Below are 11,830 nucleotides of genomic sequence, written 5' to 3' on the forward strand. Positions count from 1 at the left end.
GCTTACTTTGCTTCTGTTGGATGGATTACAACCTTTATCCTGCTAATTCTCCTATCCTCGATTGATAAAATTTCAAACGAATAATGGCTATAAGTAATCTTTTCATGAATACTAGGGAAATCTCCTTTGATTTCCAAAAGCAAACCCGCTAGAGAATCGGCATCTCCTTCTACTTCAGCAAACTCATCATCACTTATTTGAAGTATTTTACAGAAATCGCTCAGAAGAGTCTTCCCTTCAAAGATATAGGTGTTATAATTCAACTTGGAATAGACAGATTGCTCTTCGTCATATTCATCATTAATTTCACCGACAATTTCTTCTAGCACGTCTTCCAGAGTCACCAGCCCGCTCGTTCCACCAAATTCATCGACAACGATAGCGATATGAACCTTGTTCTCTTGAAAATCACGCAACAAATCATCAATCTTCTTTGTTTCCGGAACAAAATAAGGCGGGCGTATCAAACTTTGCCAACGAAAGTTTGCCGGTTTTGACAGATGTGGCAATAAATCTTTGATATAGAGTATTCCTCGGATATTATCTGTATTATCCTGATAAACAGGAATTCTACTATAATTATTTTCTACGATGCTCTTGAGGACATCTGTATAAGAGCTACGAATATCCAGATCCACGATATCCTGCCTACTCGTCATTATCTCCTTGGCAGTTTCGTCACCAAAACGAATAATACCTTGAAGCATACTTTTCTCATTCTTGATATCATTCTTATTCGTCAGTTCCAAAGCCTGCTCCAAATCATCGACGCTCAGTACGTGTTCGTGACTTTGAATCATCTTTTCAGCCAGTACACCGCTACGAAGAAGTATTGTCTCCAACGGCCAAAACAATTTCCTGAAAAACAAAATACCGTTTACACTAAACCGACAAAAACGCAAAGAGTTTTGACGGCTATAGACTTTAGGCATGATTTCTCCAAAGAGCAATAGAAGAAAAGTCAAAATAACCGTGATACAGACAAATTGCAACCAATATGCTTCAGCCCCAAAATGTAGGATAGAACCAAATACATAATTGCAAAGCATAATAATCGTTACATTGACAAAGTTATTGCTGATGAGGATTGTAGCCAACGTACGCTCACTATCATCGCGTAACATTTGAATCAAACGATCTTTGTTGTTCCTTTCATCTAATTGAGAAAGGTCAGTGGGTGTCAGACTGAAAAAAGCTATTTCCGACGCGCTGGCAAACCCAGAAAGCAACAATAAGAAAAATGCCAATCCAGCAGCTACCAGCACACCAAAGGTGGGCGGAATAAATGTTACTGCACTAAAAGCATCTTGTATAAAAGATATATCCAACGTAATAATTATCTAATTAAAAAGGAAGTGGCTCACGCGACTCACCCTGTTCCATCTTCGTCTGCTGCCTGGCAACAGGCTCTACATTCGCTACAGACTGTGACTTAGGTGTAAGCAGCTCCATATTCTCGGCCATAACCTCCGTGACATAGCGACGCTGTCCTTTCTGGTCATCATAGGAACGATACCTAATCCTACCTTCTATATAAAGTTTATCTCCTTTATGAACATATTTCTCTGCAACTTTTGCAAGTCCTTTCCACATGATAATATTGTGCCAATCCGTATGATCGGGCACTTGAGTCCCGTTCTGTAACACATATCCTTTCTCGGTTGTAGCCAGAGGAAACTGTGCCACAGCCTGATCGGAGTCATAATATCTAACATCAGGCTCCTTGCCAACATTACCAATGAGCATTACTTTATTCATGTTGCATCAATTCTTTGATTGGACCAACCACTATTTCCAAAGTCCTAAATATCGGAAACGGAAGTTTTTACCTTTTGCTGAAGGAAATTGAGATCTTCCATCTACACGACCACGAAGATGTTCTATCATGCGATTATAACAGTCTTGGCCGGAAACAGCCTTGCATTGAACTACAAAGTGGGTATCACGATATTCATGTTTACCAGTAGTAGGCAACATCACGACACGCTTGAAATCCAATTCTCCTTCATACCATCCAAGACGCTCTTCTGTCAAGCGGGTCATTGCCGTTGCCGCCAAATCTCTCTTTTCTGCAACAGGTCCTGCTGGAATCGGACGTAATGCTTTCTTCTGCTTAAAGTCTGCCATTGTAGCAGCAGTAGTCTTGATGATGATAAAATATACGCGTTGGCGAACTTTATAACGCTTAGGATAGAAAACATCACTAGCTACATAATCACGAATATCGGCTTCCAAATCTTCATTCATTCCTATTTCACGGATTGAACTCAAGAAGTCAATAGCTTCATCAACATTAGTAGCCAATAGTTCTTTATCGAAATATCTTAAATATAAATTCATTGTGGATTAGTATGTTTTCCTTAAAAACTGAGCGGAAAACGGGACTCGAACCCGCGACCCCGACCTTGGCAAGGTCGTGCTCTACCAACTGAGCTATTTCCGCGAAAAACTGGTGAAGAGGAGGAGACTCGAACTCCCACGATGCAATTATCACTACCCCCTCAAAGTAGCGCGTCTACCAATTCCGCCACCTCTCCATCATAAAAAGCATTCTAAATAAATTGTGCCCAGAACAGGACTCGAACCTGCACGTCGTAAAACACACGCACCTGAAACGTGCGCGTCTACCAATTCCGCCACCTGGGCATTTGAAACTTTCGTTTCATTTGGATTTATTCAGAATGTTGAGCGGAAAACGGGACTCGAACCCGCGACCCCGACCTTGGCAAGGTCGTGCTCTACCAACTGAGCTATTTCCGCGTTAAGCATTTCTCTAAATGCGGTTGCAAAGGTAGTGCTTTTTTCTGAGCTAACAAATTTTTCGCTTATTTTTTTTCATCAATACTTTCATTTTATCCACCACCTTATTTATATACTATCAGCATAATATCTCCAGCGGTGTCTGGATAAATCTCTCTGCCCCATTTTTGCTAAGGAACTCTTTACTTCTAAATCCCCAGAGTACACTGATACACGGCATACTGCAATTACGCGCAGTCTGCACATCCACCTCGCTATCCCCTATATAGACAGCATCCTCCGCTCCCACCTCTAGTTGACGCAAGGCTTCCATCACAGTATCAGGTGCTGGTTTCTTACGAATATCTTCTCGTTCGCCGATAGCAACTTTGATATAATCACCAAAGAAATGTTTACATAGCTCTCGTGTGGCAGCATAAAATTTATTACTGACAACAGCCATCGCAGCACCTTCTTCCTGAAGTCGTTGTAACATCTCCATAACACCTGGATAAGGACGAGTCGTGTCTAGATTATGAATCAGGTAATGTTCTCTAAACGTTTGATATGTAGCATCAAATGCAGGGTTGGTGTCTCCTCCCGGAACAGCACGTTCCATCAACTTTCTGACTCCATTCCCAACAAACTGCCTTACTTCCTCTATTGTCCGTTTGGGCATCCCATGACTTACGAGTGCATAATTACAACTATCTGCCAAATCTGCCAATGTATCCAGCAGAGTTCCATCCAAATCAAATATATACGCCTTATATTGTGCCATTATCTACTTTTTCAACTACCATTCTTCTTTGTATAATTTCAATCTCCCAACATTTCTACACACAAAAATACAAATAAATTCTTTATCATCTTGCCTATCTCTATCGTTATTTAATGCAAGCCCGATAAAACAGAGCATAGTAACAAATATCACTTCATCCTATTCCCTGTTGGTCATGGCTGTTCAAGCTCTATATACACCATTTGATTGTCAAACGCCAAATATCTCTTCTGCCCTCTCGTAATAATACCGACTGCATCGCCCAGTGTGCAATTCTCTAAGCCATATTTCTCTACCGACACACAATGACTGACACCGAGCAATGAATCTTTAATATAAATATACTGTGGCGTGATAGCTTCCAAACAGAGTTCAAACTGATAGGCATATTCTTCGAAATCATCTATTATTTTATAAATGCCTTTCGTCAGTTCTGCCAGCCCTAGTTCAGTTCTTTTCAGTTTCTTAGTCTGAAACCAAGCAACCTCGTAGATGAAAGGATCAAAAAAAATCTCCTTTGGGTGTTCAAGATTGTCAAGCGTGAAGTATTGATAAGTGACATCTTCCTCGTCCAGCTTCTTTCCATTCAGCCAACAATCTATAGACTTTGGATGTAGTATACACACATAACTCTCCGTATTTTGATGGAAAGTAAACGTGAAGTGCTGTTGGTGAAGAATGCCCTCTTCGCCGTTCTTTCTGAGGTAATGAATGAAGCGATAGCCATTCCTCAATTCTTCTACCTCCCAAAAATCAGGTGTTTTCTGACTGTGCTTTTCCCCTAACCAGCAGCCGTCGAGGTCGGGCCATAGCTGATTCCACTCTTCCCATCTGCCGTTCAGTGCCACTTGGTCGGCAGTCGCAAGAATTGACAGATTACCAATCACATCGCAAGTCAGTCGTATCAATCGTATACGGGTAAGCGCTTTCCCATTATCCTCCAACGCCTGTTGCAACAAATATAGGCGTGGAATCCGTTCATAAAGCACATTTCTTTCGCATAGTTTTTCAAAGAATTCCGCCACTTGCTCATATTTTGTCCGCATGTTGCGTGCATCTCCCTGTCTGGTTGACATCTTTCTAGGCAATGCCTCTAGCAGAATCAGCACAGCTAAAGCCAACTGCAAAGTGTTTTCCGCGTCCAAGCTGTCACAAAACCGCCGTAACTCAACAGGCGCATCAGCTTTCGACTCGCCATTAAAAACGAGCATCTCCATAAGCCGACCGCAATGGGCCATGGCATTCTTCCTCCATGCCTTGCCTGCCATTGCGCTTCGATACTTTTCTATCAACCCTGTGACAATGGCATACTCGTCCAAAACAGTCTCCAAGTCGAGTCCATTCTCTTCGCTGCATTTATACACCAACTCATGAAAGACTGCTCTCTTCAAAAAATCACTTTTGCCTCCCTTGCGCGATAGCGAGTTATTACCACGGCCGTTCATTTCGATGAGCTTCAGCAATTCTTCACCACTATTATACAGCAATCGCAACTTATATACTACACCTAATTTATCTTCTGCGAGCATCTTTTCTTCATATAATACTAATCACTTTTCCAAATGCTTCTTTCAACAAAAATACAAATAAAAATATTTCTGCCTCTTCTTTTTCTGTATTTATTTTGCAAATATAAGCAACAAACTGAATAATATGAACAAGATATTCCTATATACAGTAACAATAGAGACACATGACCAACAAACCATTGTTTCAAACCACACATTTTTCACATTTCCATGCGGTAGAATATGATTTATTCAACTATATTTTTGTGCATTCAGCATAATTCATTAACTTTGCGCTATACGAGTGGCAGAAGGCTATTGATAGTCTCTTCTGCCCGATGCGCAAAACTTGCAAACGAGGTTATCCGACCCGGTTAAATCTGGAAAATTCAACAAAGGAGTCGTCAGTAATCGAGTTTAGGCAGGTTCTGTGTCCCCTATACTTATATGGGGGGCATGGACTGTCTTTACTTTATTTTGACTCCAAGGTGTTTTCCAGAACCAGACCGGATAAATAAAGATAAAGCGGGCCGTGTCCCCTTCTTCTTTTTCCTTGTCCTTTTAATAATTTAAAACCAAATTATCATGGCACTATTAAAAATTACCGTAAAAATGCCGATGCGTGCTGCCGGTATGGTTATCGAACCTGGCATGAGTGTGCAACTTGCCACCATGATCCCCAATCCTGTCAGTCATTTACAAGAGCGCGAGAAAGTAAACAACCTCTTTATCAGCAACTTCGGTGTTGATCTAAAGAAAATGGGGGCGTTGAATGTTGCATATTTGAAAACAGAGAAAATATAATTGTTTTAAGTTATGAGCGAATATTTGCATAGTTATGTCTCATTTTTCAATGAGAACTGGATTCTTTTAGCAATCTTATGGGTGCTACTTATTATTTTAGCACGTACAAAAATGGAAATGTATTGGCTTGATATAATCCTTCCAGGACTTGCCTTTGCATTGTGGATTGTGCTTATATTATTTTTTTAGATATTGATTTTTGTTCATTCAATTATAAATTAAATTATGTTAGAGCTATTATTATCAACATTTACATTACCAGAGTATCAGCAGCAAGAGGCATGGTTTTGGATTCCCATTGCTATTGCAGCTACTATATTTGCAACAATTATAGTAGCAAGTTCCGACGAAACAGAAACTTCCTCACTAAAAGGAAAAACGCTCGGTATTTTAGGAATGCCTCAAGCTGGAAAAACCCAATTACTAATGACCCTACAAGGAAAACCATACTCCCAATATGAGCAGACGACGGTGAATGAATATAAAGAATTCCCATTAGTAATAGGAGATACAGGTAGAACAATTATAATTCAACCCGGACAAGATATTGGGGGAAGTGAATATAATATCACGGCATATTATGAGGAATTCCTTAAAAACAAGGATATTTGTGTATTTTTATTTGATGTGCAAAAATATAAGGATGACATAAACTATCGTAGTCAAACAAACATACGTTTGGATTTCATTAATCGCCATATTAAGAAATGGCCTGAAGGATGCGCTATTATCGGAACCCATGTTGACAAGGCAGAAATAAAAGAAGATGAAAACATTATCGCAATCCTACAAAAATTCATTGAAGGGAAACCCTATGCCCGCTTGTTTAATCATAACCTTTTTGCTTATAATCTGACAAATAAAACTGATATAGTTAAATTAAAAATGAAACTCTTTATTGAAAAATAATGATGGAAAGTATACTATGGTCACAGGGGCTTACCCCTACGGAGGATTCGGTGTTTGTCATCAATGGTAAAATGAATCGGGACGAAGGCTCAGACACCAATCAGCTCGCCTATAACAAACTTATTCAAATGAGCAAGCAACCTGCTATCCACCCAGAAGTAGTCCATTTCTTGCATAAAAAGGGCTATGTAGCTTCTCGCCAGCTTATGATTGCCCACAAGAAAGGAGAAGGTATATTCTTCAAGTCTGTGTATCAGAGTTTAGACGAGGCAGGCAGGAACGTAGCCTATATGTTTTATTCCAAGACCGATGACATCAACCATGCGTACCAGGTATTCCTACAATATTCCAACATGGCAGATAGAGTAGTTTTTGAGTCCGAGCAAAAGGTATTGGCCTTACTGTTCAAACTCAACAAGTATATAATCATTGCGGCCGCAGTAACTTTAGCATTAGCATTATGGAAAACTATCAATTGAAAGACGTGCTTTACCTTGCTCCTGAAGAGCGAGTAATCAACTACAAGTGGGAGAAAGACAGTGATAAGCTCTCTCAAAATCTTGCCGTGATGTCTATAACCGACATACGCGACATGGAGGAGCATGGGATGAAATTCAAAACCAAGGTATCATTATGTGAGGGTATGACTTTAGTCAAACATCCATATATAGCTAACTGCTACATGGATGTGAATTTGGCAGAAGATACGCTGTTCAAAGATAAATTGAATTGTATTGGCAGAGTGGCCAAACTGCTTGGCGTTAAGGAGTTCACAGCCAAAGCCACATTCTTGGAGGCAAAAACAAGAGAACTTGATATACAAGGAAACGTACATTATAAAGTAGTGGTTGATGCTGACGCAACCTATAAAAAGAGCGAAGAGGAAAAATATGCCAAGACATACAGACGATACGAGACTTTCCCCGGGGAGTTTACAAAAAAAGACTACGAAGAGGCAAAAAAACTCGTGAGCCAGTATAAGCTTGACGACCTTGAATATATTTTAGACCAAAGGAATCCCGATGCCAATAACATATTGGGGAAACAAGAAGTGCGCATTGAGCTGTCAAAGGAATTAAACAGTATGACAGAATGTGCCTTTTCGCTCAATGTGCTTAAAGGAGTGTTCACTCTTAACGCAAGTACGAAAGAAACCATCTCAACACAAAAGAAAGTCATCTTGGAAACCAAATTATTTTTTTAGACTCACAATATTATGGAAGAAAAACAAAAACTACTAATACAGCTCGTCATGGAACTTGGCAAGTTCTTCATGACGTGTGACGGTGATGTGGACAATAGGGAAGTAAAGTTCATTCAAGATTATACCATCCAGCTGGTTAAACAAGGAGTTGTCACGGAGGAGCAACTCCAAGTCATAAAAACTACCATTGCAGAGAACCTCACCATTGACTATCTGATTGCACAGACTAACAATCTGCTTACCTATGCAACCGAGGAAGAACGTGAGTCCCTATTAAGCGAACTCTCATCGTTCATCCAGCATGTCATTATGGCGGATGAGGTGATTCATCCTAAGGAAGATGAGTATTATAAAAAATGGAAAAATGCAATAACGCTATGATCACTTATACATACACTTTGGATAGATATGACTTTTTTGAAGAAGCATTACATAATATAGGTGTTGGTGATACTATATGGTATACGCAGGAATATAAAATTCCAAACACCATCATCAAGCATCTTAAAAAGTATGATATAAAAAAATTGATTGAAAAAAGAGAGTACTTTAATCCAAGTAAGCATACTCCTTCGATAGTTGATGAGTTTACAATTGTGCATTGTAATGGCAAAGAAAGTAAAGTATGGATTTCATGTCCAGATACGCCGGGGAACCATAATGTGGCATCACAATTATATAAACTACTGTCAGCACATTGTTGTATAGGAAATCCAGCGATACCTATCCCTCCAATTACAGAAGTGCATTTCCGAAAATAACTGAACATAAACTATTTATACCATGTGTATAGCACCATATCCATCTACGGACAAGTTATTTACCAAATGCCCTAAATGCGGTGGATTTAGTATTAAGGCATTCGAATTGTTAAGCATATTAGGGCCAGTTATTATGGATGGAGGATGTTACCCCGTCAAGTTTAAATGTTTGAAATGTAAACATACATTTTATTATGAAAAAAAAAAAATAATAAATAACAAACAGATTATACAATCTATCGAAGAAGACCTCGTAAGCTACTACGAAGGCGTATGTAGCAAGGAGGATGATGTGTTAATGGATTACCTTATTACACAACGAAAATACTTATTAAATGATCTCTTTGAACCAAACGCGGAGAACTATCGCTTGTTGGGGGAATTTAACGAAGCATTGAAAGACGTAGTGCTAAAAAGCTACAAGCAAAGCCGTGAGCTGTACTTTAATACCAAGAAGACGTTGGAAGATAACGCCAGCAACCTGAACTTTGAAGGGGTGGAGTGTAAAATTTTCTTAGGAAAGGAAAGGATAGGCAGTATCCCACAAATCACCCTATACAAGGCGAGCGGGCAGAAAGTATGTGGGATATTCTAAGTGAAGAGGTCTATAATGATATTTACAGCCACTCGGGTTGTTGCTTGGGCTTTAACGGCTATTCTGGCGAACAAGACGAAATGACAGAGCTTGAGGTGTTGGGATTGGAAAACGGACTAGATTGTTGGAATGAGGGACTAGATAGGGAATGGAGCCACAACCTGCATCTACATCAGCATTTCCACAATCTCTACGACCACATGAGTTTTAGTATCTACGATTTTATCTATGTGAGAGATTTCTACGTGGAGTTTCATTTGGAGTTCAACGACAATGCAAGTCGCATGAAATAGAAGCAGAAGAAAGAAAAAGAACGAACAAAGTATAAGTAAATATGGAAAGAAAAGAATACTGCACTATCTCCGATACCGACATTCCCTCTGGCTCTGACGGAATCAACGGCGAAGGCTACACTTACGGACAGTTGCGCCATCAGCCCATCATCGCCGAGGTGTTACAACGCATCACCCACCCCATCGCCCGGCAGATGGCAGAGGAATGCAACGAGCGCAACCGTCGAGAGGGGTTCATGATGTACAAGATTGATGGAGAGTATAGTTTCGAGGGATTGAGGGTCGGCCCGAAAGTGAGAATCCCCTCTAAAGCCAGTCTTCTAGCGATGCTGGATGGACAGGAACTTAACGCTACGAACATCCGTACTATCACCTATAACCTTCTGCGCGAAGAGTTGGCCCGTCGCTACGGCACTACCGTGCAAGAGGCTGGCAACATTATTGGCAATCAGCTAGACTGTGCCCCTCATGAAGATATTTCGGGCTACATATTCATGGTACCTAACTGGGCGCACAAATGGTTTCGCCACAACGGTTATGTATCAAGGATGAAGTCCTGATATCCAACAAGACCAACAGGTAAAAATCCCATTCGTCCATCCACCTGCCTTACCTTGTTTTACAGCAAAGGCTCAACAGTATCAGTGCCTAGGCTTAGCAGCATTGCTGTCAGGGTTTCGCAACGTTACTGTTGAGCCTTTGCAGTAAAAAGCCTACTGTCGAAACAAGGATGAAGAAGCACGTGTATACTTTTTTAGAACATAAATTTTGATTGGTAAGAGAATTTAGACTATCTTTGCACATGAAAGCAGTGTCCCGATACTGTCGCTGGCAAGAGATTGCGAGAGGAAAGTCCGGGCAGCACAGAGTATTCCACTTCTGAAACGGAAGCTATTGGCAACAGTAGGAAAAAGTAGAAGAAAACAACCGCCACTTCGGTGGTAAGGGTGAGAAGGCAGGGTAAGAGCCTACCAGCTGTTGGGTGATCAGCAGGCTGTACTTTCTGGAAGCTGCAAATCCATGTAAACCGTAGTCAAAGAGTTACTCGCTCAATAGCGTCAGCTAACTACGGAGGGTAGGATGCTAGAGATGCAGGGCGACCTGCATAGTAGATAAATGACAGTGGCTATTTTGGTAGTTTAACAAAACCCGGCTTACGGGGGCACTGCTTTCATTTTTGAATCTAATGTTTTAAAATCATAAACACATTGATATATGGCTTTTCAATTAAACCAGTTGGAAAAGGCTATTGACGACATCCAACAGCAAGTTTCAAATAAAATCAGGGCGCATCAAGACGAAAATGGCTTTCCCAAGATGGAAGACTATTATCTCAATGACGAGCAGCTGACAGACTACCTGTTCGACAAACAAGCCATCTTAGACAGTCTGGGGAGTGAACGTACAAAACTGACAGTTTCCGGTTTTCTTATCGTACTCCCCATTCTGGCCATGTCATTATACCCGCAAGACCGTCTGCCTTGGGGGCAAAATTCTATCTTCGTGGGTGTCGGAATTGGATTCGGCCTATACCTGCTCTACAGAGCTATAGGCAAGGCTTATATCCACTATCAACTGAAGAAATTATACAATCCTCAGATTGAAGAATATATAGACAGAGTTTTGTCATACAACAAATAAGTATTCACCCCTAAATCACATCGCATCATGGAATTACCAGATATTTTACGCTATAAAGACAAATTTACATCGAAAGGCTTCTTAGACAAGATTTCCAAAATAGCCAAACGCGCCGGGGCTAAACTTATATATGCTGCCCTCCTACTCTATTACACGCTGGAGAATGAAAAGATAGACGTAAAGGATAAGGCTATTATCATCGGGGCATTGGGCTATCTCATTACTCCTCTGGACATCGTGCCGGATGCGATACCCATTGCCGGACTCGGTGACGACCTTGCAGTATTGTTTTTTGTCTTGCACAAGATATGGGACAGCGTATCTGACGAAGTTAAGGACAAGGCCCAAAACAAACTGCACCAGTGGTTTGATAACGACGAAATTACCGACATCTACGACCTGTTCAAGGAAGACCCTACGCAGACTCCGGTTTAAGATACTTACTTTCAACCATTTATAAAACAAAGTGAAATTATCTCGCAACGGATTTAAGAGCCGTTAAAGTGTTAAATTCAATTGTTAAATTCGAATAAAGAACTGCGACATAATGGCAGTTTTCGTTTTTTTGCGTCTATATTTGCAAGCATCAATTCAG

At 40.5% G+C, this 11,830-nt stretch carries 16 protein-coding genes, 4 tRNA genes and 1 other RNA gene; 12 read left to right on the forward strand and 9 right to left on the reverse strand.

Annotation, left to right across the window (positions count from 1 at the left end):
- Positions 1-2: 2 nt before the first annotated feature.
- From gldE to ACZ42L_RS03440, 9 genes are all read right to left on the reverse strand, one after another.
- Positions 3-1,328 (reverse strand): gliding motility-associated protein GldE, encoded by a 1,326-nt coding sequence (gldE, locus tag ACZ42L_RS03400; RefSeq protein WP_464716613.1) that lies wholly within the window; start codon positions 1,326-1,328, stop codon positions 3-5.
- A 16-nt stretch (positions 1,329-1,344) separates the two neighbouring features.
- Positions 1,345-1,758 carry a single-stranded DNA-binding protein gene (locus ACZ42L_RS03405; protein WP_464703552.1) on the reverse strand — a complete coding sequence of 138 codons (414 nt, stop codon included), beginning with the start codon at positions 1,756-1,758 and terminating at the stop codon, positions 1,345-1,347.
- 30 nt (positions 1,759-1,788) lie between these two features.
- Positions 1,789-2,340 carry a hypothetical protein gene (locus ACZ42L_RS03410; protein WP_464700764.1) on the reverse strand — a complete coding sequence of 184 codons (552 nt, stop codon included), beginning with the start codon at positions 2,338-2,340 and terminating at the stop codon, positions 1,789-1,791.
- Positions 2,341-2,370: 30 nt separating this feature from the next.
- Positions 2,371-2,443: transfer RNA gene (locus ACZ42L_RS03415), tRNA-Gly, on the reverse strand.
- 7 nt (positions 2,444-2,450) lie between these two features.
- Positions 2,451-2,537, reverse strand: a tRNA-Leu gene (locus tag ACZ42L_RS03420).
- Positions 2,538-2,564: 27 nt separating this feature from the next.
- A tRNA-Leu gene (locus tag ACZ42L_RS03425) sits at positions 2,565-2,646 on the reverse strand.
- A 41-nt stretch (positions 2,647-2,687) separates the two neighbouring features.
- A tRNA-Gly gene (locus tag ACZ42L_RS03430) sits at positions 2,688-2,760 on the reverse strand.
- A gap of 118 nt (positions 2,761-2,878) precedes the next feature.
- Positions 2,879-3,520, reverse strand: coding sequence for an HAD family hydrolase (locus ACZ42L_RS03435; protein ID WP_464706689.1), 642 nt, complete (start codon positions 3,518-3,520; stop codon positions 2,879-2,881).
- A 173-nt stretch (positions 3,521-3,693) separates the two neighbouring features.
- On the reverse strand, positions 3,694-5,049 hold the full coding sequence (locus ACZ42L_RS03440; RefSeq protein ID WP_464716614.1) for a hypothetical protein: 1,356 nt from the start codon (positions 5,047-5,049) through the stop codon (positions 3,694-3,696).
- 564 nt (positions 5,050-5,613) lie between these two features.
- Here ACZ42L_RS03440 and ACZ42L_RS03445 point away from each other — a divergent pair.
- The 12 genes from ACZ42L_RS03445 (at position 5,614) to ACZ42L_RS03500 (ending at position 11,670) form a co-directional block, all read left to right on the forward strand.
- The gene (locus ACZ42L_RS03445; RefSeq protein ID WP_464716615.1) at positions 5,614-5,832 is read left to right on the forward strand and encodes a DUF6140 family protein; all 219 of its coding nucleotides are present in this window, start codon (positions 5,614-5,616) and stop codon (positions 5,830-5,832) included.
- A 225-nt stretch (positions 5,833-6,057) separates the two neighbouring features.
- Positions 6,058-6,741 carry a GTPase domain-containing protein gene (locus ACZ42L_RS03450; RefSeq protein WP_464716616.1) on the forward strand — a complete coding sequence of 228 codons (684 nt, stop codon included), beginning with the start codon at positions 6,058-6,060 and terminating at the stop codon, positions 6,739-6,741.
- Complete coding sequence (locus ACZ42L_RS03455) at positions 6,741-7,220, forward strand: hypothetical protein (RefSeq protein WP_464716617.1); 480 nt, start codon at positions 6,741-6,743, stop codon at positions 7,218-7,220. The genes ACZ42L_RS03450 and ACZ42L_RS03455 overlap by 1 nt, the downstream gene beginning before the upstream one ends.
- Positions 7,202-7,945, forward strand: a complete 744-nt coding sequence (locus ACZ42L_RS03460) for a hypothetical protein (RefSeq protein ID WP_464716618.1) — start codon at positions 7,202-7,204, stop codon at positions 7,943-7,945. The genes ACZ42L_RS03455 and ACZ42L_RS03460 overlap by 19 nt, the downstream gene beginning before the upstream one ends.
- A 48-nt stretch (positions 7,946-7,993) precedes the next feature.
- On the forward strand, positions 7,994-8,326 hold the full coding sequence (locus ACZ42L_RS03465) for a hypothetical protein (RefSeq protein ID WP_464716619.1): 333 nt from the start codon (positions 7,994-7,996) through the stop codon (positions 8,324-8,326).
- Positions 8,323-8,706 carry a hypothetical protein gene (locus tag ACZ42L_RS03470; protein ID WP_464716620.1) on the forward strand — a complete coding sequence of 128 codons (384 nt, stop codon included), beginning with the start codon at positions 8,323-8,325 and terminating at the stop codon, positions 8,704-8,706. The genes ACZ42L_RS03465 and ACZ42L_RS03470 overlap by 4 nt, the downstream gene beginning before the upstream one ends.
- Before the next feature lie 298 nt (positions 8,707-9,004).
- Positions 9,005-9,301, forward strand: a complete 297-nt coding sequence (locus ACZ42L_RS03475; RefSeq protein WP_464716621.1) for a hypothetical protein — start codon at positions 9,005-9,007, stop codon at positions 9,299-9,301.
- On the forward strand, positions 9,286-9,594 hold the full coding sequence (locus ACZ42L_RS03480; protein WP_464716622.1) for a hypothetical protein: 309 nt from the start codon (positions 9,286-9,288) through the stop codon (positions 9,592-9,594). The genes ACZ42L_RS03475 and ACZ42L_RS03480 overlap by 16 nt, the downstream gene beginning before the upstream one ends.
- Positions 9,595-9,635: 41 nt before the next feature.
- On the forward strand, positions 9,636-10,154 hold the full coding sequence (locus ACZ42L_RS03485) for a hypothetical protein (protein WP_464716623.1): 519 nt from the start codon (positions 9,636-9,638) through the stop codon (positions 10,152-10,154).
- 248 nt (positions 10,155-10,402) lie between these two features.
- Positions 10,403-10,767, forward strand: an RNA gene (rnpB, locus tag ACZ42L_RS03490) — RNase P RNA component class A.
- 42 nt (positions 10,768-10,809) lie between these two features.
- Positions 10,810-11,235 (forward strand): hypothetical protein, encoded by a 426-nt coding sequence (locus ACZ42L_RS03495; protein ID WP_464716624.1) that lies wholly within the window; start codon positions 10,810-10,812, stop codon positions 11,233-11,235.
- 27 nt (positions 11,236-11,262) lie between these two features.
- Positions 11,263-11,670, forward strand: coding sequence for a YkvA family protein (locus ACZ42L_RS03500; RefSeq protein ID WP_464706697.1), 408 nt, complete (start codon positions 11,263-11,265; stop codon positions 11,668-11,670).
- Positions 11,671-11,830 lie beyond the last annotated feature (160 nt).

This window comes from Prevotella mikamonis (genome assembly GCF_055381405.1).